General features: G+C 51.6%; 24 protein-coding genes and 1 pseudogene. 16 read left to right on the forward strand and 9 right to left on the reverse strand.

Annotation, left to right across the window (positions count from 1 at the left end; translation table 11 throughout):
* Positions 1 to 367 precede the first annotated feature (367 nt).
* From pstA to PsW74_RS02600, 5 genes and pseudogenes are all read left to right on the forward strand, one after another.
* Positions 368 to 1186, forward strand: a pseudogene (gene pstA, locus PsW74_RS30180) (phosphate ABC transporter permease PstA); the annotation flags it as partial.
* Positions 1187 to 1238: 52 nt separating this feature from the next.
* Positions 1239 to 2042: a phosphate ABC transporter ATP-binding protein PstB gene (gene pstB / locus PsW74_RS02585; RefSeq protein WP_063287444.1), complete on the forward strand. Its 804-nt coding sequence runs from the start codon at positions 1239 to 1241 to the stop codon at positions 2040 to 2042.
* 33 nt (positions 2043 to 2075) lie between these two features.
* Positions 2076 to 2780, forward strand: coding sequence for a phosphate signaling complex protein PhoU (gene phoU, locus PsW74_RS02590; RefSeq protein ID WP_057464916.1), 705 nt, complete (start codon positions 2076 to 2078; stop codon positions 2778 to 2780).
* A gap of 73 nt (positions 2781 to 2853) precedes the next feature.
* The gene (gene phoB, locus PsW74_RS02595) at positions 2854 to 3549 is read left to right on the forward strand and encodes a phosphate regulon transcriptional regulator PhoB (RefSeq protein WP_063287300.1); all 696 of its coding nucleotides are present in this window, start codon (positions 2854 to 2856) and stop codon (positions 3547 to 3549) included.
* Positions 3550 to 3626: 77 nt separating this feature from the next.
* The gene (locus PsW74_RS02600; RefSeq protein WP_063287301.1) at positions 3627 to 4091 is read left to right on the forward strand and encodes a GNAT family N-acetyltransferase; all 465 of its coding nucleotides are present in this window, start codon (positions 3627 to 3629) and stop codon (positions 4089 to 4091) included.
* Between the two features lie 99 nt (positions 4092 to 4190).
* Here the strand turns inward: PsW74_RS02600 and PsW74_RS02605 are convergent, their stop codons facing one another.
* Complete coding sequence (locus PsW74_RS02605) at positions 4191 to 4751, reverse strand: GcrA family cell cycle regulator (protein ID WP_057464919.1); 561 nt, start codon at positions 4749 to 4751, stop codon at positions 4191 to 4193.
* Between the two features lie 803 nt (positions 4752 to 5554).
* Here PsW74_RS02605 and PsW74_RS02610 point away from each other — a divergent pair.
* From PsW74_RS02610 to PsW74_RS02620, 3 genes are read left to right on the forward strand one after another with little or no spacing between them, the layout of a single operon-like run.
* Positions 5555 to 6757 carry an aspartate aminotransferase family protein gene (locus PsW74_RS02610; protein WP_063287302.1) on the forward strand — a complete coding sequence of 401 codons (1203 nt, stop codon included), beginning with the start codon at positions 5555 to 5557 and terminating at the stop codon, positions 6755 to 6757.
* Positions 6754 to 7692: an ornithine carbamoyltransferase gene (gene argF, locus PsW74_RS02615; protein WP_063287303.1), complete on the forward strand. Its 939-nt coding sequence runs from the start codon at positions 6754 to 6756 to the stop codon at positions 7690 to 7692. Before PsW74_RS02610 ends, argF begins: the two co-directional genes overlap by 4 nt.
* A gap of 9 nt (positions 7693 to 7701) precedes the next feature.
* Positions 7702 to 8688 carry an Hsp33 family molecular chaperone gene (locus PsW74_RS02620; RefSeq protein WP_063287304.1) on the forward strand — a complete coding sequence of 329 codons (987 nt, stop codon included), beginning with the start codon at positions 7702 to 7704 and terminating at the stop codon, positions 8686 to 8688.
* Positions 8689 to 8897: 209 nt separating this feature from the next.
* Here PsW74_RS02620 and PsW74_RS02625 read toward each other — a convergent pair whose 3' ends face one another.
* Positions 8898 to 10247 carry an anti-phage deoxyguanosine triphosphatase gene (locus PsW74_RS02625; RefSeq protein ID WP_063287445.1) on the reverse strand — a complete coding sequence of 450 codons (1350 nt, stop codon included), beginning with the start codon at positions 10245 to 10247 and terminating at the stop codon, positions 8898 to 8900.
* Positions 10248 to 10313: 66 nt separating this feature from the next.
* A complete protein-coding gene (locus tag PsW74_RS02630) occupies positions 10314 to 10964 on the reverse strand; it encodes an alpha/beta family hydrolase (protein WP_063287305.1) in 651 nt (216 codons plus the stop codon).
* A gap of 132 nt (positions 10965 to 11096) precedes the next feature.
* Between PsW74_RS02630 and PsW74_RS02635 the strand changes: the two genes are divergently transcribed.
* Entirely contained in the window at positions 11097 to 11942 is an 846-nt protein-coding gene (locus PsW74_RS02635; RefSeq protein WP_063287446.1) for a sterol desaturase family protein, read from the forward strand.
* On the opposite strand, the gene PsW74_RS02640 is transcribed toward PsW74_RS02635, so the two are convergent.
* Complete coding sequence (locus PsW74_RS02640) at positions 11943 to 12815, reverse strand: transporter substrate-binding domain-containing protein (protein ID WP_063287306.1); 873 nt, start codon at positions 12813 to 12815, stop codon at positions 11943 to 11945. It abuts the gene before it with no gap.
* Between the two features lie 361 nt (positions 12816 to 13176).
* On the opposite strand from PsW74_RS02640, the gene PsW74_RS02645 reads away from it, so the two are divergent.
* Positions 13177 to 15129 (forward strand): glycosyltransferase, encoded by a 1953-nt coding sequence (locus PsW74_RS02645; protein WP_208980480.1) that lies wholly within the window; start codon positions 13177 to 13179, stop codon positions 15127 to 15129.
* Here PsW74_RS02645 and PsW74_RS02650 read toward each other — a convergent pair.
* Positions 15126 to 15569 (reverse strand): DUF1810 domain-containing protein, encoded by a 444-nt coding sequence (locus tag PsW74_RS02650; RefSeq protein ID WP_057464927.1) that lies wholly within the window; start codon positions 15567 to 15569, stop codon positions 15126 to 15128. The two genes, PsW74_RS02645 and PsW74_RS02650, sit on opposite strands and share 4 nt — an antisense overlap.
* Before the next feature lie 266 nt (positions 15570 to 15835).
* Between PsW74_RS02650 and PsW74_RS02655 the strand changes: the two genes are divergently transcribed.
* From PsW74_RS02655 to apaG, 4 genes are all read left to right on the forward strand, one after another.
* Positions 15836 to 16654 (forward strand): ion transporter, encoded by an 819-nt coding sequence (locus PsW74_RS02655; protein WP_063287447.1) that lies wholly within the window; start codon positions 15836 to 15838, stop codon positions 16652 to 16654.
* A 559-nt stretch (positions 16655 to 17213) separates the two neighbouring features.
* The gene (locus PsW74_RS02660) at positions 17214 to 18014 is read left to right on the forward strand and encodes an ion transporter (RefSeq protein ID WP_063287308.1); all 801 of its coding nucleotides are present in this window, start codon (positions 17214 to 17216) and stop codon (positions 18012 to 18014) included.
* Between the two features lie 153 nt (positions 18015 to 18167).
* Positions 18168 to 18794, forward strand: a complete 627-nt coding sequence (locus PsW74_RS02665) for a CDP-alcohol phosphatidyltransferase family protein (RefSeq protein WP_057464930.1) — start codon at positions 18168 to 18170, stop codon at positions 18792 to 18794.
* 108 nt (positions 18795 to 18902) lie between these two features.
* The gene (apaG, locus tag PsW74_RS02670) at positions 18903 to 19295 is read left to right on the forward strand and encodes a Co2+/Mg2+ efflux protein ApaG (protein ID WP_057465027.1); all 393 of its coding nucleotides are present in this window, start codon (positions 18903 to 18905) and stop codon (positions 19293 to 19295) included.
* Positions 19296 to 19373: 78 nt separating this feature from the next.
* On the opposite strand, the gene PsW74_RS02675 is transcribed toward apaG, so the two are convergent.
* Positions 19374 to 19787: a tellurite resistance TerB family protein gene (locus PsW74_RS02675; protein WP_057465028.1), complete on the reverse strand. Its 414-nt coding sequence runs from the start codon at positions 19785 to 19787 to the stop codon at positions 19374 to 19376.
* Between the two features lie 266 nt (positions 19788 to 20053).
* Between PsW74_RS02675 and PsW74_RS02680 the strand changes: the two genes are divergently transcribed.
* Positions 20054 to 21715 carry a lysine--tRNA ligase gene (locus PsW74_RS02680; protein ID WP_063287309.1) on the forward strand — a complete coding sequence of 554 codons (1662 nt, stop codon included), beginning with the start codon at positions 20054 to 20056 and terminating at the stop codon, positions 21713 to 21715.
* 34 nt (positions 21716 to 21749) lie between these two features.
* On the forward strand, positions 21750 to 22526 hold the full coding sequence (locus tag PsW74_RS02685) for an SGNH/GDSL hydrolase family protein (RefSeq protein ID WP_082830455.1): 777 nt from the start codon (positions 21750 to 21752) through the stop codon (positions 22524 to 22526).
* On the opposite strand, the gene PsW74_RS02690 is transcribed toward PsW74_RS02685, so the two are convergent.
* The 3 genes from PsW74_RS02690 to PsW74_RS02700 are packed head-to-tail and all read right to left on the reverse strand — an operon-like array spanning position 22464 to position 25226.
* Positions 22464 to 23633 carry a calcium:proton antiporter gene (locus tag PsW74_RS02690; RefSeq protein ID WP_063287311.1) on the reverse strand — a complete coding sequence of 390 codons (1170 nt, stop codon included), beginning with the start codon at positions 23631 to 23633 and terminating at the stop codon, positions 22464 to 22466. The genes PsW74_RS02685 and PsW74_RS02690 overlap by 63 nt on opposite strands.
* Positions 23634 to 23669: 36 nt before the next feature.
* Complete coding sequence (locus tag PsW74_RS02695) at positions 23670 to 24566, reverse strand: thermonuclease family protein (protein WP_063287312.1); 897 nt, start codon at positions 24564 to 24566, stop codon at positions 23670 to 23672.
* 15 nt (positions 24567 to 24581) lie between these two features.
* Positions 24582 to 25226, reverse strand: coding sequence for a helix-turn-helix transcriptional regulator (locus PsW74_RS02700; RefSeq protein WP_063287313.1), 645 nt, complete (start codon positions 25224 to 25226; stop codon positions 24582 to 24584).
* Between the last annotated feature and the right edge of the window lie 175 nt (positions 25227 to 25401).

A 25401-nucleotide genomic window follows, 5' to 3' on the forward strand; every position in this document is an offset into this window, starting at 1 on the left:
CGAAGCGCGTGGCCGATCAGAAATCAGCGTGAAAACCAAGATCGCAGGCTTGGAAACCCGGTTGGCCAACGAGAAAGATCCTCTCGTAGCACAGCGCCTGACCTCTGAGGTTGAAGGCAATAAAGCCGCTCTGGTCAAGATCATAAACGCACTGGAAAAGCAAAAAGCTGAACTGGTTACTCTGCAGGGCCATCTTGCCAACATTGGCACGGGCGGTACGCTCAACGCCAACATGCCAAGTTTCTTTGTAGAGGTGAACGGCGGAACCATTAAAGCAGAAAAGGTAACACCAACCAGCGTCACCGGAACAGCCTTTATTCCGCTGTCTACGGATGCTGCCGTGCCTGCTGGCCAGTGGGGCATTGAAGAGTTAGAAACGCCAGAAACTTTCCGCAAATTCTCAGATAAAGAGATCGCCTACACCGAGTATCTGGTCTCCAAAGGCACTGTCGTAAACGAGTGGAACTCTATCTTCTTCAAGTCCGGAGCAAGCCGTGAGCCGGAGATGGCAGGCATTTGGGGTGCAGCCGTTGGCTCCTTCTGGACCATGCTCGTCACACTGTCCCTCTCGTTCCCAATTGGTGTGTCTGCTGCGATCTATCTGGAAGAGTTCGCACCCAAAAACCGCTGGACCCACTTGATTGAGGTGAACATCAACAATCTGGCTGCGGTGCCGTCCATTGTGTTTGGCCTGCTTGGTCTGGCAGTGTTCCTCAACGTCTTTGGATTACCGCGATCGGCGCCGGTCGTCGGTGGTATGGTGCTGGCTCTCATGACCCTGCCAACCATCATCATCGCTTCCCGCGCAGCGCTTCAGGCCGTGCCTCCAAGCATCCGTGAAGCCGCGCTCGGCGTCGGGGCGTCCCGCTTGCAGGCTGTGTTCCATCATGTGCTGCCACTGGCAATGCCGGGCATCCTGACCGGAACCATCATCGGCATGGCGCAGGCCCTGGGTGAGACCGCACCGCTTCTCATGATCGGTATGGTGGCCTTCATCGTAGACATCCCGGCAAGTCCGGTTGATCCCTCTACTGTGCTGCCAGTGCAGATCTTCATGTGGGCAGACTTTCCGGAACCTGCCTTCCAGCAGAAAACCTCTGCCGCGATCATGGTGCTGCTCGGTTTCCTGATCTCGATGAATGCAATCGCAATCGTCCTTCGTAAACGTTTTGAGCGCCGCTGGTGATTTGAAAGGCAAGATCATGGCATTGGAAATGACCACAGACACCGAGAGTGCAATGGATACAACAATGAACGCCCCTCCAGCCGTTTCAGCTGAAGGCGAAACACTCAAGATGCGTGGCCGCGATGTAAAAGTGTTTTACGGCGACAAGCAGGCCCTTCATGGTGTCGATCTGGATGTCCGCAAAAATCAGGTGACCGCGCTGATCGGCCCGTCCGGTTGCGGCAAGTCCACCTTCCTGCGCTGTCTGAACCGCATGAACGACACCATCGACATCTGCCGCGTGCAAGGCGACATTCTCCTCGACAACGACGATGTCTACGACCCGCGCATTGATGTGGTGGAACTGCGGGCCCGTGTTGGCATGGTGTTCCAGAAGCCCAACCCGTTCCCAAAATCAATCTTTGAGAACGTGGCTTACGGCCCACGCATCCACGGTCTGGCACAAGGCAAGTCAGATCTGGAAGATATCGTCGCAAGTTCTCTGCAGCGTGCAGGTTTGTTTGAAGAAGTGAAAGACCGTCTGGACGAGCCGGGCACAGGCCTTTCCGGTGGTCAGCAGCAGCGCTTGTGCATCGCGCGCGCAATCGCTGTGTCTCCGGAAGTGATCCTGATGGATGAGCCGTGTTCTGCGCTCGACCCGATTGCCACCGCGAAAGTGGAAGAGCTGATGGACGAACTGCGCCAGAACTACACCATCGTCATCGTAACCCACTCCATGCAGCAGGCCGCACGTGTGTCCCAGCGCACCGCGTTCTTCCATCTGGGTAATCTGGTGGAAGAGGGGCTGACCAACGACATCTTCACCAACCCCAAAGACCAGCGCACGCAGGATTACATCACAGGCCGTTTTGGTTAAAAATAAAAGAGCGGTACTCTAAGGAGATATCCGATGAAAGATCATATTGTCTCTTCCTTCAATGAAGAGCTGAAAGAACTGGCCGGACGTGTCGTTGAAATGGGCGGACTGGCAGAAACCCTGGTTCACGACGCCGTCACAGCACTGCTGAGACAGGACCGCGAACTGGCAACCCGCACCATCGCCGCCGACCAGCGCCTGGACAACATGCAGGCCGAGCTGGAAGAGCTGTGCATCTCCGTGATCGCACGCCGTCAGCCAATGGCAAGCGATCTGCGCGACATCATCGCCGCCATGCGCATCTCCAACGATCTGGAGCGCGTCGGCGACATGGCCAAGAACATTGGCAAGCGGACGCTGGCCATTGAATCTGAATTCAACAACAAGCAGCTCGCTGTGGGTGTTGAGCACATGTCTGATCTGGCACTTGAACAGCTCAAAGCCGTTCTGGATGCCTACACCTCTGGCGATCTTGAGGTTGTCCAGCGCGTACATGTTCGCGATGACGAAGTGGATGCGCTTTATACAAGCCTGTTCCGTCAGCTGCTCACCTACATGATGGAAGACCCGCGTTCCATCACCATGTGCGCGCACTTGTTGTTCTGCGCAAAGAATATTGAGCGCATCGGTGATCATGCAACCAATATTGCAGAAAACATCTACTACATGATCTCCGGAAGCCACCTTCCAACAGATCGTCCAAAGACGGACGAGCTGGCGCAGAGCACAACCGTGTAGAGTGTGTTCACTTATAACGAGCAGAACACACGCAATTGCTTTATAAGAGAAGGTGCAAAGAGAGCACTTTAATATGCCTAAGATACTGATTGTAGAAGACGAAGAACCGCTAAGCCTGCTGCTGCGCTATAACCTTGAAGCAGAGGGCTACACTGTTGACGTGTGCGCAAGAGGAGATGAGGCGGAAGTCCTGCTGCAGGAAAGCCAGCCGGACCTGCTGCTGCTGGATTGGATGCTTCCGGGCCTCTCTGGCATCGAGCTCTGCCGTCGTTTGCGGGCACGCTCAGAAACCGAGCGCATGCCGATTATCATGCTCACAGCGCGCGGCGAAGAATCCGAGCGCATCCGCGGTCTGGCAACCGGGGCCGATGATTACGTCGTTAAACCGTTCTCCGTTCCGGAACTTATGGCCCGTGTTCGTGCGATCTTCCGCCGTGCATTGCCAGAAGTTGTCTCCACAATGCTCAAATCTGGCGACATCGAGCTCGACCGCGAAACCCACCGCGTGCGCAGAACAGGTCGCGAAATCCACCTCGGCCCCACGGAATATCGCCTGCTGGAGTTCCTCATGAGCGCACCGGGCCGCGTTTACTCCCGTGAACAGCTGCTGGATGGTGTCTGGGGCCATGATGTCTACGTAGATGAGCGCACCGTGGACGTCCACGTAGGCCGCCTGCGCAAAGCCATCAACAAAGGCCGCATGAAAGACCCGATCCGCACCGTTCGCGGCGCCGGATACGCTTTCAACGACCAGTTCGCTGTTGGGTAATTGATCTCTGCTATATGCGCATTGTGAAACTGCATCTCCCTTCCAGAGGTGCAGACCAAAAACAATGCGGATAACAAATGATAATCAAGACGGTTGATCGAGCGACCGCTCATATCTACGACAATCTCTGTCAGGCCTATGAGGCAGAGTTCTCACCTCTCACACACAAACATCCAAACGCGGATGGTTTGTTTGGCAAAGACACGCTCCTTGAAGGCAACATCACCGGCTATCTGGCTCTAAATGATGATATCCCCGCCGGGTTAGCTGCAATCAGGCGGCAAGATCATCACGACTTTGAAGTCTGCGAGTTTTATGTGGTGCCAGTGTTCCGCAGGGATAAACTGGGACAGCGTTTTGCGGCTGCGTTGTTTGATCAAATGCCCGGTAACTGGCAGATAAAGCAGATTGAAGGCGCTGATCAGGCCATTGCCTTTTGGCGTTCCGTTATCAGCACCTACACCTCAGGTCAGTTTTTGGAAGAAAACTATACGGACCCATACTGGGGCGCCGTCACCCGCCAAACTTTTAAAACACACTAGTTCTCAGGCCAGAGCGACAAGCGCCAGATCAGAACGGCACCAAAAACAGCAAAAAGCCGGGCTTTGGACCCGGCTCAATACGTTGCTTTTCAGCTCAGATTAGCTTGCGCGGCGGTTGCGGCGGTCGCTGACGGGCTGATAGGCAATGCTGCGGTGATGCGCACAATAAGGTGTGCCTGCATCTGACTGGCGCCCACAGAAATAGAAGTCATCAGAACTCGGATCACCAATCGGCCACTTACAGGTGCGCTCATTCAATGTCAGGATGGAGGCGCGCTCTGAAACCGGAATAAAGAGATCGGAGGTTGGGACTGGAGAAATTTCTGGTTGGATAGCTTCAATCGGTTCAACTTTAAGGGCGTTGGCACCGGCTATCGTTGGCTGAATTTGTCGGGGACTTGGGGAAGGCGCAACAGCTGCAATCGCTTCAGCCACTGTTGGTTTGGTTGAGGTGACGACCCTTGCCGCTGGGGCAGGTGCCTTTCTCGTTTTGGTTGCACCACCTCCCGATTTGGCGCGACCTGAAAGACCAAGGCGATGAACCTTACCAATCACCGCATTACGGGTTACATTGCCAAGTTCCCCCGCGATTTGACTGGCGCTTAACCCGTCTGCCCAAAGTTTGGTTAGTAACTCTACACGTTCTGCTGTCCAGCTCATTAAAGGGCCCCGTCTTCCTTCAGTGGCGCGCAAAACAGCATTCGCTCAGTTCGGACGCATCCGAAAGTGCCGCTTACCTGAGCGTGTGTGCTTGCAGCGTTCAGTAACTACGAGATGGTGTATAACTCTTATCACACAGTACTATATGGGCGTTGATACGAGCAATAACCTCAAAGAATTGAGGTGGGGAAGACTCTGGTTTTCCCCAGAATTGCCGTACTACTACTTACCTATAACAGCCTTCTTGTGGTGGGAGAAGATTATCAATCTAAAGAATAGGAGCTGTTTGTTAAACCAAGTTCCACCGCATTCTTTCCAACACAAAGTAAGAGCTGATAGCGTTACCCCGTTGATATTTAATACATATATTTACCACTGAAAAACAACTAGTAAAAAACACTAGTAAACTACAAATTGCATAACACAAGAACTAAGCGCATTCCTCTCTCATATGCCGTAGTACACGCTAGAGGTGTATTGAATAAACCTTAAGAACCGTGGAAAAAAACTGGTCATAGAGCATGGGATTTAATCTCTACTCTATCCTCTAAAAATGCCACAATACATGCTTCTTCCGGTAGTAGCCTGTTTAAGCTGCACCAGAGGGAGAGACACAAGGCTGGCAGCCAATTCCTGAACGGGAGTAAGGTATTGCTGGCAATACGTGTTATTGACTGCCCTGAGGGAACGCGGTTTATATGTCGCTTCTCTTAGTTTTAAAACGCCACACGGCGTTTTTTTGTTTTTGTAGCAACCAGGACTTTTGAGCATATCGAGAAAGCTCAATCCATGAGGAGTAAGAAATGACGACTTCGTCGCTAATGCAGACTTATGCACGCTCAGACCTCGCGTTCGAGCGTGGGGAAGGTGTCTGGCTGATTGCGGCTGATGGTCGACGATACATGGATTGTGCCTCGGGTATTGCCGTCTCCGGCTTGGGTCATGCACACCCAAAGCTCGTTGAGGCGCTGAAGTCTCAGGCTGAAAAGCTGTGGCACGTCACCAATCTCTATACAATTCCAGAGGGTGAGAAGCTTGCAAAGCTGCTGACAGACAACACCTTTGCTGATGTTGTGTTCTTCACCAACTCCGGGACGGAAGCAACCGAAGGGGCCATGAAGGCCGCACGGCGCTATCACTTTGCCAAGGGCAATCTGGAAAAGAACCGCATTATCACCTTTGAAAACGCGTTCCACGGCAGAACCATGGCAGCGCTCGCCGCTGGTGGCCAGCAAAAGTACCTCGAAGGCTTTGGCCCCGCGCCAGAAGGGTTCGATCAGGTGCCCGCTGGTGATCTGGACGCGGTTAAAAAGATGGTTGGACCGGAAACTGCTGCCATCATGCTGGAGCCGGTTCAGGGTGAAGGTGGTATCCGCACCATGGACCCGGCCTTCCTGAAAGGTCTGCGCCAGATCTGTGATGAGAATGACTTGTTGCTGATCTACGATGAGATCCAGACAGGCGTTGGCAGAACCGGCAAACTCTTTGCCCATGAGTGGGCAGGCGTTGCACCGGATCTGATGGCGATTGCAAAAGGCATCGGCGGCGGTTTCCCAATGGGAGCGTTCCTCGCAACCAATGAAGCGGCCAGTGGCATGGTTCCTGGCGTTCACGGCACCACCTTCGGCGGCAACCCGCTGGCGATGGCTGTTGGGAATGCTGTTCTGGAAACGGTTCTGGAACCGGGTTTTCTGGAAGCTGTGCAGGAAAAAGGCTTGCAGCTGAAGCAGAAGCTGGCCTGCGCTGTTGATCAGCACAGTGATGTGTTTGAGCTGGTGCGCGGTGAAGGCCTGATGCTTGGCTTGAAATGCAAAGTGCCGAACACACAAGTTCTGGCACACATGCGCAACAACGGCCTGCTGCCAGTTGGTGCCGGAGACAACGTGCTCCGTATTATGCCGCCAATGATCATTACCGCTGAAGAAATTGACATGCTCGTCCAAAAAATCGAAGCCGCTGCTGCGGATGTGGAAACCGAGCTGAAAACTGCCGAGACTGCCAAATGACCACTATGACAAAACCACAGCACTTTCTCGATATCAGCGATTTTTCCGGTGATGACCTTCGCCAGATTATGCAGGTCTCCAATCAGATCAAAGCCACCCGCAATGGCGTTCATCGCGGGCAGGGGCCATTGGCAGGCAAAGTGCTCGCCATGGTCTTTGAGCAGCCATCCACCAGAACCCGCATCTCCTTTGATGTGGGCATGCGGGAACTTGGCGGCGAAACTCTGATGTTGACTGGCGCTGAGATGCAGCTTGGTCGCGGCGAGTCTATTCCAGATACCGCCCGCGTGCTGTCCCGCTTCGTGGACATGATCATGATCCGTATGCTGGACCATGATGCCGTGAGAGAACTGGCAGAGTACGCTACCGTTCCGGTCATCAACGGCCTGACCAAGGTTTCGCATCCTTGTCAGATCATGGCCGACATCATGACATTCGAAGAACACCGCGGAAGCATTAAGGGTAGAACCGTTTCCTGGGTGGGCGATAGCAACAACGTTCTTTACTCTTGGATCGAAGCGGCAGCAAAGTTTGACTTCAAAATTAACGTCGCCGCACCAAATGAACTGACAGTACCTCTTGAATGGATCGAAAAGGCCTATACATCCGGTGCTGAACTCGCCGTGACAGACGACCCGTTTGCTGCTGTGAAAAACAGTGATTGTGTTATCACCGATTGCTGGGTGTCCATGGGAGATGACGAAGCACAAACGCGTCATAACCTGCTGGCCCCTTATCAGGTCAATGAACGCCTGATGAGCGAAGCCAACGATTCATCTTTGTTTATGCACTGCCTGCCTGCGCATCGTGGGGAAGAAGTGACAAATGAGGTAATCGACGGCCCGCATTCTGTGGTATTCGACGAGGCAGAAAACCGACTCCACGCCCAAAAAGGCATTATGGCGTGGTGCATGGGTGCTTTGCCTGAAGGATAAAAAAGTAAAATGACAAATACACCTGCTCAACCGACCGCCGCTGGCGTTGACGCTGTTGTTCCTTTTGCTGTTGAAGCATTGGACGTTCGCGGTCGGGTTATCAATATGGGGCCGGTGCTGAACTCTATGCTGACGCGGCACAAGTACCCTGCGCCAGTCAACAAGCTGCTGTCAGAGGCAATTGTCCTGACAGCCATGCTTGGCAGTACCCTCAAATTCGAAGGTCGCCTGACCTTGCAAGCCCAGACTGACGGTGCAGTCTCCACGCTCGTTGTTGATTTCAACGCGCCTGACGGGCTGCGTGCTATGGCGCAGTTCAGCGAAGACAAGGTCGCCGAAGTTGCAGCCAAAGATGGTTTCAAACCAGACCACCTGCTCGGCAAAGGCCATCTGGCCTTCACCATTGATCAGGGCGCACACACCAGTCGCTATCAGGGTATCGTGGTCCTGAACGGCACCACCTTGGAAGAGGCTGCTCACGAGTACTTCCAAAAGTCAGAGCAGATCCCGACATTCGTCCGCCTTGGCGTGGCTGAAGTGCTGACCAAAGCCGAAGAGGGTGGCGCTGATCATTCCTGGGCTGCCGGCGGCATCATGGTTCAGTTCCTGCCTCAGTCTCTGGATCGCCTCAAGCAGGCTGACATCCATCCGGGCGATGCGCCAGAAGGGCACGAAGCACACGAGATTGACGAAGACGATGCCTGGGTTGAAGCGCGCTCGCTGGTCGAGACCGTAAAAGATGACGAGCTCATCGATCCAAGCTTGACTGTCGAAGGTCTTCTGTACCGCTTGTTCCACGAACGTGGTGCATCCGTCTTCTCCCCGCAGGAGATGGCAGATAAATGCACCTGTTCTGAAGAAAAGATCACTGCCATGATGCAGAACTTTTCTGAGGTAGACAAAACCGAGATGAAAGCGGAAGGAACCGTCCACATCAAGTGCGACTTCTGCTCCAAGGATTATGAGCTAGACGCGAACAAAGTGTTCGAAGACTAAGGTGCGTTCCGCTTGATTGGATTCAATCAAGCGACAAGAATTCGCTCAGATAAAAAGTTGTGGCTGGCAGTGTGAATGAACATGACTGCTGAATGACACAACAGCTCAGGAAAAGCGTAAAGAACGCAAACCAACGCACAAAAAAACGCTGCCAGAAAATCACTGGCAGCGTTTTTCTTTAACTCATTGATATTGAATGAGAACCTTAACTAAACGCGGTCGAAGATCGAGCCCATACGTGGGCTGAACAATCGGTCGTAGGTTTTTAGGAGCATCATGTCGGTCATGCTGGCAACGTAATCACAGACGATCCGTGAACCGTCTTCAGTCTCAACGAAGTCAGCATAAACATCTTCCGGTAAGAACGCCTTGGGCTCGCTCATGAGCGTCTCAAAGACAGCCACCACCATAGTCTGCCCTTTGAACTCAAGATGTTGAACATTCGGTGCCTGAATAACCCGTTCAAACACAAAGCCTTTCAGCGCATCCAGCACCTGGGCATGCCCCTCCGGCAGAACAGCCTTGTACTTCAAAAGAGGTTCGCTGAAAGCCTCCTGCGCCATGATCTGAACAGCCACAATGAAGAAGTGAACGAGCTTTCCGATGAACTGCTTTCGCCGATTAGCATTGCCGAATAGCCCTGCAATCATCTGTTCATAGGCATTGCCAGAATACTTCTCCGGATTGCTCTCAATCAGATCATCCAAAAATGCCGCGCAAACGTCTGCAGAGATATCCTCCCGGAACTGCTCTTCCCGAACCAGCCCCAAAGCAATTGCATCTTCAAAATCATGGACCCCATAGGCAATGTCATCAGCCAGATCCATGATGGAGCAATCCCATGATTTAAAACGAGATTTCCCGTGCTTACCGTCCTTACGTGTAAAGCTGCAGAACAGTGAGCGATCCCGCTCAGAGAGTGGTTCCAGCACCCAGTCGACGATCTCTTGTTCCCCATCCATAAAACACTTGGGCGGAGCAGAGCGCTTCCGGTCAATCAGGCTCACAGTCGAGGTGTTGGGGTTAAGCCGCGGGGATAACTCAGGATTATGGACCTTTGAGAACGCCACCGGATACTTCATCATGCCAAGCAATGCCCGCCGCGTTAGATCAGCCCCATGCTTCTCCGACATCTTCTCCAGCTTTGAAACAATGCGCAGGGTCTGGCCATTGCCTTCATAGCCACCAGCCTCGCGCATGCAGTAATTTAGCGCCACTTCACCCCCATGCCCGAATGGCGGGTGGCCAATATCATGGCAATAACTAATTGTTTTTACGAGGCTTTCCTCAGGAATGTAGTCGAAAGCCGGATGATCCTTGAAGAACGCCCGGAACTGCCGGGTAATGCCTGAAGCAATCTGCGCCACTTCCAGCGTATGTGTCAGGCGCGTGCGATAAAAGTCGCTATCACCCAGATTGAGGATCTGGGTTTTCCCCTGCAGGCGGCGAAAGGCATGAGAATGAACGATGCGGGCATAATCCACGTCATAAGGTGTCCGCGCATCATCCGCCTTGGGAACCCAACCGCTTTGACGTGCCGTCCAAACAGCATCACTCACTTCAACCACTCCGCAATAAATCGAATAAAAAAAGCCCCGCACAAAAAGGTGCAGGGCAAAATACTATCAGGAAATCAGCGACTTAAAGAACTCTGCGGTCTCTCTGGCAGATTGATCAATATTGCCTTTCCATGTCGCGGGAGAAGCACCGCGCGGGGCAAGGTCGTGGTTTCCATCCTCCAACCAGAAAAGCCGAACAAACTCAGGTAAATCAACAGCTTCCACCTCAGCCTGATGCCCCATCTGATCCCGATCACCCTGCGTAATCAAGATAGGACGAGTGGATTTCTGCAACGGCTCAAGCCGCCAGTCCGCCAACTCTTTCTTCGCTTCTGTATGGAACGGATACCCAAGGCACACAACACCGGGAATACGCTTCGGCAGGCTCTCTCCACCCGCCAGCATAGCTGCAACGCGCCCACCCATGGACTTGCCCCCAATCAGGACAGGGCCTTGAGTTTGTTCAAGAATATCCTGCATAGCGCTCTGAAATTCGCCTATGAGTTTGTCCGCCCGCGGAGGAGGAGCCTTCTTGCCTGTCTCCCGACGCCTCGCCATGTAAGCAAATTCAAACCGCGCAACAGCAATGCCATTCGCAGCCGCAGCTTCCGCAAACCGGTTCATAAAATTGGCATCCATCGGCGCACCCGCACCATGAGCCAACACAAGAGTGCCATGGCACTCACCTTCAGGACGTGTCCATAAAATCTCAGTCATGAAGCTATTTTAGCGCCTCTTTCACCACAAAAGTGACAGGAAATTTACTTGTCCCCGTCTTCAATAGGCACCATATTCAAATTAACTAATATAAATGCGTAGAAGATGCGCGCTAATCGAACGGAACTCATCATGGAAGAAGGCGTCATTCGCCTGGGAATATTTGCGGGCGCATTCTTAGTGTTCGCATTCTTGGAAATCTTCATTCCAAGGCGTTCAGAGAGCCAGGAGCGGCCACGACGATGGTCAACCAACCTTCTCCTGTCGATAATCAACACTCTGATGCTACGGTTCGCTTTGCCTTTTGCAGCAGTATCAACGGCTTACTGGGCACAGGTGGAGGGGTTTGGCCTCGCGCACTGGCTGGCAGTTGACCCAGTTATAGCGGGCGTAATCGCGTTTTTTGCGCTCGATTTTACGGTCTGGGCCATGCATGTCGCCAGCCACAAAGTCCCGTTCCTATGGCATTTGCATAAGGTTCATCACACCGATCCACGCTTTGATGTCACAACGGCTCTTCGCTTCCATCCGCTGGAAATTGCAGTCTCCATGCTTTGGAAAGTGATCGTCGTCGCACTCCTCGGTGCACCTGTTCTCTCTGTGGTGATTTTTGAAGTTGTCCTCAACGCAGCCGCCATGTTCAACCATGCCAACATCAAGCTCTCTGACAAAGCAGACCGCATCTTGCGTTGGATGATCGTAACACCAGACATGCACCGCATCCACCATTCCACCCGACCCATCGAAACCGATAGTAACTACGGCTTCAACTTCCCTTGGTGGGATCGTTTGTTCTCCACTTATGTGAATGATCCTAAGGGCGGTCAGGAGAATATCACGTTTGGTCTGAGTGAATTTCAGGGCAAAGAGCCACGCCAGTTAGGTTGGACATTGCTGTTGCCGTTCAAAGCCTTAGCGCATGTGCAAGGTTGGCTTTCAAGCCGTGTCAATAAAGATGGCACGCCGAAACAAGGATGATCAGAAGAAACCACGCGGGAAATATCTGAGATAGAGTTCCCCGAGACGACCGTTGGATTGAAGGCGGGTAAGACCAAGATTGATCGCATTCAACATCTTGGTATTGCCTGCCTTTGTTGCAATCGCTAATCCACCGCTAAAGTAGCTCGGATCCAGCCACGGCCCACCTGCAAACTTGCAGCATCCGTCGGCAGTGCGCGTATCCAACCAGAATGACAGCCTCATCCCATCGCCAAACAGAGCGTCCACATTTGACCTGGACAAAGCATTGCGGGCAAGCTCTTCATTTTCAAACGGAACTGCAACTGCATCTGTAAAGAACCGCTCCAAAAATGCTTCATGACGCGACCCTTCCACAACTGCAATGCGCTTTCCACCCAGTGTTTCTGGCAGAGGTTCCAGTGTGCTGTTCCTGCCGACGACAAAGCGCCCCGGAAATCGCATGTAGATCTGAGAAAACGACAGTTTTTCAAGTGTTTCCGGTGTCATGCTCATTCCAGCAATGACAGCGTCTGCTTCTCCATTAAACACAGTATTGGCCAAGTGGTTAAACGGAATGATCTTGAGACTGCAGGCAGCCTTGAGGCTCTGACAGATCTCGCGGGCAAGATCCACGTTGTAACCCATCAATCGCTCTTCACTATCTCGAAAAATGAAGGGTGGAAAGTTGTCTGCAGCAATGAAACGGATCCGCTCCGGCGCCTTGCCGGTTGTCGCTAGACCAGACTGCCCGCCAGAAAACAAAGGGATAACGACCGATGACGGATCAGATCGGGACTTTACTCCAATTTCCGAGCCACTGTTTCCCCCTCCCAACAATGGAGAGCTCTGGGAAACCTCCCAGCTATCCGAGCCATTTGCATTCTGTGCCATAGCATTTGACGCCGCGAAAATGAGCGGCTGGGCACTACATAAAATCAGCAATATGAAGAATACGGGGAAACGCAAAAGTTATCCAATCCAATTTGCAACAGAGCGTAAGCCTAACGGGAAATTCTCAAGGAGATACTAAGTGAATGTCTGCGTAAGGGGAAGACCTGTAACCGAAGATGAGCCTCCTAGATTAACAAGGGCCACGGTATCAAAGGGAGGGCAAGAATATCGCGAGATATCAGCAGCTAACGGGCTGCCATTTTCTGTGCGTCAGGCGAACACTTTACGCTCTTTAGCTCTATCGATTGGTCGCATTGAAAGCGCACGTTCTGTTGAAGCGGGACAAGCTCTGCGAAACCGTATGACAGCGATTAGCCCCCTGGAGCAGTCTGCTAATGATCCTTCTCCTGATGAAAGGGCTGGGCCTCTTATCAAAAGTGTCTCCAGGCCTTCACTCAAAGAACGATATGTTCCTGAATTTGTACGCCTGAAGAACGCGCTGGAGCGGGAAGTGCTGCTGCAATGCAATTGCTCCGATGCCTTGATTGACTTCGCAAAGTTGAGGATCTCGGTGGAAGACAAGTGCATCAGCAATTACCTGATTGAACAAGGATTTCTGGATGCCTCAGTGTTCTACTGGGGAATTTCCGGCAAAATGAACATTCGCTATGCATCTGATGGCAGCCTGTCAGCAATCGCTCCAATCGATGAGAAGCTAAAGCCATTTGAAACTGAAGGAATTTTGTTCGTTCCGGCACTGGATCTTAATCAAAAGGTCGTCTTCGCAGCGGCCCCACTTGGTCATCAACTCGAGGCTTTTGAGCGGGCTCTGGGATATTTCGATGAAGCCACGAGCAAGATTGTGATTGTGACACCGCAGTACCAAAAGGCGTTGACGGTAACGACCGCAAGCTCCAACGCCTTGGCACAAGACGATGTTTCAATGTCGGCAGTGTATCGCTTTTTGCCTTCGCAACGAAAGCTGCTGACAGTCTCACCAATCATCTTCCTCGGTGCAGCTGGCTTCGCGTTTGATGCATTTTTATGGGGCCTCTTTATCCTGCTGACTTTGTCACTCGGTGTCACAGGGTTGCTTCGCCTTGCGTCATTTTTCACTTATTCTGACCGGCAAGAGTTTACGGTCCCAAAGCTGGATAAATGGCCGCACTACACCGTCCTTGTCCCTCTTTACAAGGAGTCTGCAATCTGTCGCCAACTGGTCGATGGATTGGATGCGTTGGATTACCCGAAAGACGCGCTCGACGTGATCTTTCTGGTTGAGCAAGACGATGAGCTGACACAGAAAAATCTCCGTAAACTGCTAAAAAAATCAATGCGGATGATCATCTTGCCACCCGGAAAACCTCAAACCAAACCTCGCGCGCTTTCCGTCGGCCTTGCCGCGACAAAAGGTGAATTTGTGACGGTATTTGACGCCGAGGACAGGCCAGAGCCACAGCAACTAAAAAAAGCCATCTGCCAGTTTGCTCTTGAGGGCCATGATGTCGCTTGCTTACAAGCAGCATTGTCCATTGATCATGCGGAAGAAAGTTGGCTGGTCCGCCAGTTTGCCTTTGAATACGCTGCACTTTTCGATGTCTTCCTGCCATTCTTGTCCCGCAAAAACCTTTTGCTGCCTCTGGGAGGGACTTCCAACCACTTCCGTGTCAGTGCATTGCGGAAGGTTGGCGGCTGGGATCCATTTAATGTGACTGAGGATGCTGATCTGGCGGTCAGGTTTGCGCGGCAGGGATTTAAGACCCGCACGCTAAATAGTTCCACCTTTGAGGAAGCACCGCTTACGCTCACAGCATGGCTCCATCAACGCACACGCTGGCATAAAGGTTGGATACAAACGCTCGCTGTGCATCTGCGCCATCCAATGTTGACCTACAAGCAACTCGGCGTGACAAACTTTGCTTTACTGCTCCTAACGTTCTTTGGCGGCATGCTGTGCCTTTGGGCAGCTCCCTTGACTGCGCTCATGTTTGGAAAGCTTACTTTGAACTTTTACAACACCGGACTGCAGGCATTTGATGCCTTCAGCATCTATGCCATGTTTTGTTTTCTCTTTGGTCTCGGTGGCACTGTTGTCACGGTCCTGCAAGGTAGTGCAAAGCGTGGCTTTCGGGCACGGTCCTGGGAGATTGCAAGCATTCCATTCTATTGGGTTCTTGGCTGCTTTGCCTCTTACAAAGCGCTCATTGAATTTGCCATAAAACCGCATTACTGGCGAAAAACAGAGCATGGCATGGTGCGTCATCGGGGGGGAAAGAAAGAGCGCCCAATAGTGATAGGAGCGAAGAGAAACTAAGCGTTCCAAGGCAACCCGAGAGCGTCTATCGTGAGATTGCACGGCTGCCCGTTATAGAATTGATCGAGTAACTGATGAAACACTATTGGATCATCAGCAACATATGCAAAAAGGGTTGCACAGCTGCGCACCTTCAAGCTGTCTATTTCGCCAAGAATTTGCTTGGAACTGAGATCGGTATGCTTGAGAAGTAACCCGCAGCAGCCACGTAATCGCGCGGCCAGTAGAGGATAGGCAAGATATCGCTGAGCTTCTCCAAGATCGGCAATGCCAAAGAAATGCGCGGTTGAGGAACGGCCCAGTTCACGTAATTGAGGAAAGATAAACCAGATCCAATGTGAGGTCTTCCGGCCTTGTGAGAGCTCCTGCACCACCTCTGAGAAAACCGGGTCCTGCGCAATTACAAACCGGGTTATGTCATCCTTGGTCGTTTTTATCATTTGATACTCGCTCTCAGGTCACCATCATTGCAGTTATCTTCCGCCAATCAGCCTTTCATATTGGTTCTCCAAGTAGTACGACAGAAACAAAAATGCTTAGTCGAACTTCAGAGTTGTCTAAGAGTGAAGTATATTTTTAGACCCAAGCATAATGAACTGTTCTCTTTCCTGATGTTTTTCTGAGTTCGTTATTGAAGAAACATAAAAACAACTGGTTTCAGAGTTTAAATCGTCATTCCCTAACGTAATGTCTGGACATGTGGACGATGCGAAAAAAACTTCGTGCGATCATTGAAAGTAAGGCTTGGGAATACACAATCATATCTATCATCGCCCTGAATGCGATAACTTTAGGGGTTGAAACCAGCCAGACTGTTCAACAACATTACGGCCCAATACTCCGCACATTGGACGATATCGTAGTAGGCATATACGTGATTGAGATTTCTCTTCGCGTGTTTGCATATGGCTTCCGCTTTTTCCGAGGGGCCTGGAATCTCTTCGACTTCTTTATCGTAAGCATTGCGCTTATTCCGGCCACTGGCCCGGCAGCGATACTACGGTCACTGAGAATCCTTCGAGTCCTGCGGCTCATCTCGGTCGTCCCATCGCTAAGGCGCGTGATCGGAGGGCTGGTCCTGGCATTGCCAGGGATGGGCTCAATCATGTTGCTTCTCTCTCTGGTCTACTATGTGTTCTCTGTCATGGCGACGCAGCTCTACGGCGAGACCTTCCCTGAATGGTTTGGAACGATCGGAGCTTCAGCTTATTCTCTGTTCCAGATTATGACACTGGAGGGGTGGAGTGACGCAATCGTCCGCCCGGTTATGGATGTCTATCCGAATGCCTGGTTGTTCTTCATACCGTTCATTCTGACCACTGCATTAACAGTCCTGAATTTGTTCATCGGCGTCATTGTTGCTGCAATGGAGGAAGAGCATGAGAGGGATGTGGAAGAGCATCACCATTATGTGCGAATGGAAGCAAATGCTATCATGAAAGAGCTCAGGACTTTGCGGCAAGATGTTGCGAAACTGAGACGCAATCGTAAGGCCCCTCAAAAGAAAACAGCAGAGTTGACTTAGTGCGGACTCCCAGATCGTAGACGACGGTCTTTGTGCAACATGGAGGCACCTCAGCGCACCAACACCAGCACTTGGTGCGCAGTCCTTCAGAAGGCGTCTCTGCCGCTTCTCAAAAAAGCCTAGGTTGTATCTGCCAATAGGCATACAGAGTTTTATGAGTTGCAGAGAGTGCCAGAAGCAACATCATCCATGTACCAAACCGGCGTGAGGAGAGGGGGAAGCTGCAATTGCAGGCTTCAAGCTGGATGCGTTTGACAGGTGTTAATCTCAGCCTCTTAATTCTTCAGGTCATACATTCAGGAGATTTCGACTCTGATGTTGAGCGATGCCCGCGATTTCTACAAAATTTATGCAATTTTTTGTTAGCTCTTGTGGAAATGATCAAGCCTATGAAAACTATAAGTTAATTTTGGTAGTGTTGTTTTGACTTTACTACCTGAAGTTCTTGGCGATTTCTTCATCTATACCAGTCAATATTTTGTTGGCCCCTTTCAACTTGAAACCATCAGATAATTACTTAGGGTGGGCCCAAATTCGAAATGTGAGGTCAAGTGTCGAAATGCGGGCGAAGTTGCGATCCATCATTGAAAGCCGCCAATGGGAATTCACAATCATAAGTATAATCGCGTTGAACGCTGTTGTCCTTGGCTTGGATACAAGCCAGATGCTTATTGCCAAGTACGGCCCCATACTGCGCTTTCTTGATGAGTTGATCCTTGTAATTTTTGTTGTTGAACTGACACTGCGTATCATCGCGTTTGGTCCGGGTTTCTTTAAGGGGCCATGGAACCTCTTCGATTTCTTCATCATCACGATTGCAGTCATTCCGGCAACAGGTCCGGCAACCATTCTGCGATCACTCAGGATCCTGAGGATTTTAAGGCTTATTTCGGTTGTCCCGTCTCTGCGAAGTGTCATTGGTGGGTTGATCCTCGCACTTCCGGGCATGGGCTCAATCGTCCTGCTCATGGCTCTCGTCTTTTATGTCTTCTCCGTAATGGCCACGCGCTTGTACGGCTTGGTGTTTCCCGAATGGTTCGGCTCAATTGGAGCATCTGCCTACTCGTTGTTCCAGATCATGACACTGGAAAGCTGGAGTATGGGGATCGTTCGGCCAGTTATGGAGGTCTTTCCCAATGCATGGCTGTTCTTCATTCCCTTCATATTGTGCACCGCCTTCACCGTCCTGAACTTGTTTATCGGTATAATCGTTGCAGCAATGCAGCAAGAGCACGATAAGGATATTGAGCAAGATCGTATCAACGTGCATGAAGAGACAAAGGTTGTCTTGAGTGAACTAAAAGACCTGAAACTTGATCTGATGGTTGAGCTGGAAAAATTGCGGAAAAACCGCGAGTGAGATTATCCGTCGGCAGAACTACTTACGCTGAAGATCATGATCAAGTTCTGATGAAGTAAACTTGATCACCGCGCGTGTGGATTGCGAGCGGGCTGTTATAGGCACCTTGGAAAAAAAGCCCTAAGACGAAAAGCATATCTGATAGGATACGATATGTTTGATGCAAAACTCCGCGGCTATATAGACCCACCTCTCAATAGAATGGGAAAAGCGCTGGCAGATCTGGGGATTACTGCAAATGCAGTGACCTTGGTCGGGCTTGGGTTTGGCCTTGCGGCGGGGGCGGCGGTGGCCGCTGGGCAATTTAACACAGCTCTGCTGTTTATCTTGCTCAATCGCTTTGCAGACGGGTTGGATGGTGCCATCGCCAGAGCGGCGGGCTCAACACATCTCGGCGGGTTTTACGACATCACATTCGACTTCATCTTCTACGGTGCAATCCCACTGGCCTTTGCCTTTGTCGCACCTGAGCAGAACGCTTTGGCTGCGGCAGCCCTACTTTTCAGCTTTTACATTAACGGTTCCACATTCCTTGCATTTGCAACACTGGCACAGAAGTTGGGCATGCAAACCTCATTGCGAGGCAAGAAGTCCTTCTATTATCTGGGAGGGCTCGCTGAAGGCTTTGAAACCATTGGTGTCTTCGTTGCATTTTGCTTGTTCCCCACTTACTTCTCATGGGTTGCGTGGACTTTTGCTGCGATCTGCACACTTTCGGCCATTTCTCGCGTTTTTATGGTTCGACATATGGTTTTGAACCACCCAGATCCTTCGGTGTGAGATCGCTGCTCTTGCGAAGATCGGGGTGGAAAGGCTAGACTTATTAAAAATAGGATGCGTACTGCTGTTGTATTTGCAGTGGAATTTTCCTTAGAAATGGGTTGTGCTATGTATCGTGCCGTTACCCGAAATATACAGATCACTGTCGAACCGTATTATCTTGCTGAGGAGTCCACTCCCGAAGATGAGCAGTTCTTCTGGGCCTATACGGTCTCAATTGAGAACCTGAGTTCTGATACTATCCAACTGCGGTCTCGCCACTGGCATATCATCGATGCCAACGGCAACACGCAGGAAGTCAACGGGGCAGGTGTGGTTGGTGAAGAGCCAGTCATCGAACCCGGTGGGTCGTTTCAGTACACCTCAGGCTGTCCACTCAATACCCCTTCAGGCATCATGACGGGCAATTACCGTATGCAAACTGAAAAGGGGGAGTCCTTTGCGGTGAAAATTCCAGCTTTCTCGCTGGATCTGCCGGATATGGTCAAGACCGTGCATTAACAGCTGCAAACAATATTTTGCAGCGCAAAGAGCAGGAATGCGGGCAGTCGTGCTGCCCGCTAATCAGATTGAACTGAGTTATTGTGTGCGGAAGCGGGCTTGAGCGCCGCGCTCAATCGCTGCGATCGTCAGCTTGTCCAGCTTCAGGTGGTCACGCAGCAACTGCAACATACGCACTTCTTCAGGGCTTACCCGCAAGTCTGCCGCAGCAATCTCCACACCAAGAGCATAAGCGGTGTCATGCAATTTGGTTGGCAATGACTCTGCCACAAGCGCCAATGTTGCGTTCATGCCGTTTTCACCGGAAAGACGCTCAGCGCACTGCTGGGTAATCTTGATCAGGTTATTGTCGTCAAAATCTTTGAAGACAGGGAGAATGCCCACAATATCGCCAAGCTGGCGCAGCTCTGCGTCGCTCATCGCGCTATCTGCGGCGGAAACCATCACCATCACATGAATGAGAGCTTCTTCTACGCTCAGTAATCTTTCTATTGTACCCATATCTCCCCAAAGCGAAAAGCTTTGCCTCTTGGTTTGCTTTAGTTTTTCGCTCTGCCAAATTGTCTGGCGGCGGCTAATGACTGCAAAGGTAAGGGGGCTTCCGGCCTCATACAAGGGGGTAGAGCCGAAAACCCGAGAACTGTCATTGACGCGGGCGCTAGTTTTACATAAGTTCGCGCAGCTTTCCGGCATTAAATCCTGCTGAAGAAAGCGAAACTCAGTTACAATTTAATCTCCAAATACGGATCTCAAAATCCATGTCTATGAACAGTTTGCCTCAACTCGATCTCAGCCCAGAATTTATCGAGGCGGCACAGGTATCTAAAGCCTGGCCGTTTGAAGAAGCACGCAAACTGGTCAAACGGTTGGAGAAGAAACCCAAGACCGGGCCGGTCTTGTTCGAGACCGGCTATGGTCCATCTGGTCTGCCGCACATGGGCACCTTTGGCGAAGTTGCACGCACCACCATGGTGCGCACCGCTTTTCGTGTGCTGACAGAAGACAAGATCCCGACCAAGCTGATCTGCTTTTCAGATGATATGGACGGCTTCCGCAAAGTGCCAACCAACGTGCCTAATCAGGAGATGATGGCTTCATTTCTTGGCAAGCCACTGACCAGCGTGCCAGATCCATTCTCCAACGAATACCCAAGCTTTGCAGCGGCCAACAACGCAAAACTTATGGCGTTTCTGGATAAGTTTGGCTTTGAGTATGACTTTGTGTCGTCCACCGACTACTACAAGTCTGGTGTGTTCGATAAAGCGCTCCTGCGCATGCTGGAAGTCTACGACAAGATCATGGCGATCATTCTTCCAACATTGGGTGAAGAGCGTCAGGCCACGTACTCTCCATTTCTTCCGCTCTGCCCGCGCACAGGTATTGTGCTGCAGGTGCCAATGGTGGATCGCAATGTCGAAAAAGGCACTGTGACTTACATTGACCCTGAGACTGAAGAGCGTATTGAAGTTCTGGTGACAGGCGGCAACGTCAAATGTCAGTGGAAAGCTGACTGGGCGCTGCGTTGGTACGCGCTGGGCATCGACTATGAAATGGCTGGTAAGGATCTGATCGACAGCGTGAACCTGTCTGGCAAGATCTGTAAGGCTCTGGGCGGTCCTGCTCCGGAAGGCTTCAACTACGAGCTCTTCCTGGACGACAAAGGCCAGAAAATCTCCAAGTCCAAAGGCAATGGCCTGACCATGGAAGAGTGGCTCCAGTACGCCAATCAGGAAAGCCTGTCCCTGTTCAACTTCCAGAAGCCGAAAACTGCGAAGAAGCTGTATTTTGACGTCATCCCGAAAGCGGTTGATGAGTACTGCACCTTCCTGTCCAAGTTCGACAACATGGATGCAGCGCAGAAGCTGATGAACCCGGTCTGGCATATCCACTACGGCACACCGCCAAAAGAAGAGATGCCGATCTCCTTCGCAATGCTGCTCAACCTGGTGTCTGCATCTAACGCAGAGAACAAGGACGTGCTGTGGGCGTTCATCTCCCGCTACGCACCGGGCTCTTCTGCTGCAACACATAAGATGTTGGATGAGTTGGTTGGCTACGCCATCCGCTACTACGACGACTTCGTGAAACCAACGAAGCAGTTCAAAGCAGCAGATGAAGTTGAGACAGAAATGCTCACCAAGCTGGATGAAGTGCTTGCTGGCCTGCCAGCAGAGACTGACGGCGGCGATATCCAAAACGCAATTTACGACATTGGTCGTAATATTGAGCGTTACCAGAACACCGCAAAGCCGGGTCCAGATGGACGCCCTGGTGTCGCGCAGACCTTTTTCTCTGCGATTTATCAAGTACTTCTGGGGCAGGAGAAAGGTCCACGCTTTGGTTCCTTTATCGCCCTCTACGGTATTCCGGAAACTCGTAGTTTGATTGCAAAAGCACTTGCAGGAGAGCTTGCAGCGTGATGAATTAGCCCCCTCAAACGAGGGGGCTTTTTTAATGTCTTTTCCTAGCTGGCTAACTTGGGCGCTTTTACCCGTCTACATTTTCGAAGGCTTACGTGCCCGTGCTAATTCCCTAAGGCTGTCACCAGCACCAGGACCGCAATTTGGTGCGGTTCCCGGTCAGGGCCAGTTGATCAACCTGCTTGTTGTTGGTGATTCCTCCGTTGCCGGAGTGGGGCTGGACCACACGATAAATGGCTTGACCTGCAAGATGGCTCACAAAATGGCAGAGGTATCCGGACGGCCTGTTAAATGGCGGGCTGCTGGCAACAACTCTGCAACTTCCAGCCAAATCCGTGATGTGGTCGTCCCCAATCTGCCGCACGCCGATTACACACACATTTACATCAGTATCGGTTTCAATGACCTGAAGAACTTCCGTTCTGGCAAAGCCTGGAAGAAAGGGTTCGGCGAGCTGATTTATGCATTGCGTAGCAAGTACCCTCATGCCCGGATTTACTGGTCCAACCTCATGTCACCAATGAACGTGCCCGCGCTCTCGTGGGGACTAGGCGCTGTACTGGAGCCTCGCCGGCAGATGATCAATCGTGTCGGTACACAGCTGTGCCATGAGCGCGGTGCCATTGCTATCTCCGTAACACCGGGAATAACATCAGAAGGCTTTTGCGAGGACGGAATCCACGCAGCGCCGATTGGTAATCAGCACTGGGTGAATCATGTGATCAACGAGTTGGTCGAGCGTGATCTGCTAGGGCTGGAAGATCAGAATGAAGTAGAAGATAAACAACACCAGATGGACAGCGCCCTGTAGGGCGTTCGTTCGGCTGCCGGTAAACGTGATCATACTCAAAATGAGTGTCAGGAGGAGCAGGATCATGTCCGTATCCTTCACACCCAGCACAATGTGAATGTCAAAGATCCCGGCTGCGATCAGAACAGCCGGGACTGTCAAACCGATGGTCGCCAGAGCTGATCCAAGACAGATGTTCACGGAGCGTTGTAACCTGTTTGAGAGCGCCGCACGGAAGCTGCCCAAGCCTTCAGGAGTAAGAACCAGAAGCGCAACGAGAACACCACCAAACGCAGCAGGCATATGAAAGCTGGCAATGCCAAAGTCCACCAGCACCGCGAACTTTTTGGAAAGCAGAACAATCGGCAGCATGGTCAGGATCAGGAAGATCGCGTGATAGCTGGTTGAATAGATCTCCAGGTCATGATGATCATCATCATCGTGAGCATGCTTATCGTCTTCAGCTTCATCCTTCGCCATTAGGAAGGACAGAGCCACACCAGAGTGTGGTTTAGGCTGAATGAAGAAAGACTTATGCCGGATGCTCTGAGTGGCAAGGAAGATCGCATAGAGCAGGCTGATCATCACCGCAAATGAGATCTGCTGTCCCGTCGAAAGGGAAGGGTCAGCTGTTGAGGTCGTATAGCGGGGAAGGATCAGAGAAAAAGTAGCGAGCGGAATAAGGACTGAAAGGAAAGAGCGGGCGCCCTGTGTGTTGAAAGGCTGTTCCCCGTACTTGAGCCCTCCCAGAAGCAGACTGATACCCACCATGCCATTCAGCACGATATTGAGCACCGCCAGCATCGTATCCCGGGCCAGAGGCTCATTCGTCCCACCTGTCAGCATAATGGAAACGATCAGGGAGACCTCAATGCCAATCACCGAGAGCGTCAGGATCAACGTTCCATAGGGCTCACCAAGAATGACGGCCAGACAGTCTGCATGGCGCACCACGCCAAAGGCGCACCACAGCATGACACCGAAAAGCCAGATGAAACAAAACATCTGCACAAAGAGACCGGAGGTGGGCAATAAGAGATCCGCCCCAGCCAGAAAGAAGAAGGCTGTGGTTGCTGCACCTGCAAGAAAGCAGGCCTCTCGTTTAAGTGTATTCCAAAACCCTGACATTATGTTTTTATTCTCCAAGGCCCTGTAAAAAATGAATTATTCGGTGGCAGACGTCTCCGCAGTCGCGCTGTTGCGTGGACGCCAGATTATTGCAGGCTCTCCTTCCATCACCAGTGGTGTGGTTGAGGTGCTGTCATCATCCAGCTCCTCCCAGGAGTTTACCAGTGTTGCGGTTTCATCCTCGCTCAGCTGAACCAGCTTGGAACGCCAGATGCCTTGCTCAGACCGCCGAACCCGTGCCGCGATCTCTTTCAGTGAATCTGGCGCATCCCGTTCAGCCTTGGCCCAGCCATTTTCAATCAGCCAAGTGGCAAGATCATGTTTGCCCACACTGCAGGAAGCAGCATATTCATCTGTTTGCACTGATTTCATATCTGAGCAGGTGACACGCTTCTGGCGGATAAAAGCACGCAAAGCCGTCCGTGCTCTGATACCGCACGGCCATCTTTCACCATCTTCACTGGGGCATGTTGTGCTGAGCGGTACAGGCTGAATGTGATGAAGGGATATTCTCTTCTTTTTATCACTTAGAGTTGCACCGTCAACGGCAACAGGGCGATACAGCACGAGTTCCTTCGGAGGAGGCTGCTTGGATTTGCGAGGTACTTTAACATGTGCAACGCGTTGGAGCTGCGTCGTTACAGGAGGAGGGGGCGTGCGACTGCCGCCAACATTGCGAAGTGTTTGAGGATGCTTGGGCGGCGTCTTGGGAATTTTTGCCTCAGCTGCAACTCGGGCAGCTTCAAGCGCTGCCAGTTCCCGCTGCTTCTCTTCTGCTGTCGGCTTATGCTCAACAGGAAACGAGGAAGGGCGGTACAATGTGCGCGCATTCCCACGTAGGGCTGTCGCTGCATTGTATTCTGTCAGCGCATAAAACCCGGCGCCAAGAAGCAAAGCTCCAAAAAGAATACTTGTGGTCTTGGTAATCCGCATAAGCGCCCTGTTTGCTTATTGGCTCACCCATGAAACTCTTGCTGTCCAAACCAGATCTGCAACCTGAACCACCCTTGGTTTATCGTCAGGAGTGTCCCGTCGAAATTCAATGCGCTCGTTTGTTTGCCGTTGCAAAGCACCGCAATGAAGATCTCCGGATTTGGTTGCTATCAAAACATGATCATGCCGCCGCAAAGAAGCCTCGGGAGAGACGATGAGAATTTGTCCTTCCCTGTAGTATGGTTCAAAACTATTACTCGAAACTTCAAGCGCGAAGAATTTCTCACTCTGAGAACTGGGAAAAATGAAGCTATCGCAGAATTTATCCAACTGAAAATCGGAAAGCTGTTGCGGATCAACCTCTCTCAACTCATCGCTCGTGCACAGAAAAGCTGGAAAAGACCTGAAATGTGTACTTGAGATCTCTGCTTTATCTTGCAGCAAAGCGGCAAAGTCCGAGAAAGACATCTGGGTGACTTCCAGCACCTTGGCAAGCGACTCCGTAGAAGGCCAACGCGGACGACCATCTGCAGCGAACCGCTTGGAAGGATTGAAAGAGGTCGGATCAAGCCCAGCTCTGCGCGCCAATCCTGACGGCGTCAGTTGATGCTGCGCAGCCAGTTTATCAAGTGCGGCCCAAAGGTGTTCGTGATCCAGCATATATCCTCCTGCAGCAGCACCGGCGTCACCTGAAACGAACGCAGATATGACTTAAAACGCCAACTGCGCCCGCATCTCAAAGAAATCTTGTATGTGGTGAATAAAATCCTATTGCAAGCTCTAGACGAAAGAGAGGGGTTGCCAGCCACTGATTTGTGGATGTAAGAGCATGACT

This window comes from Pseudovibrio sp. W74 (assembly GCF_001623085.1).
Classification (GTDB): Bacteria; Pseudomonadota; Alphaproteobacteria; order Rhizobiales; family Stappiaceae; genus Pseudovibrio.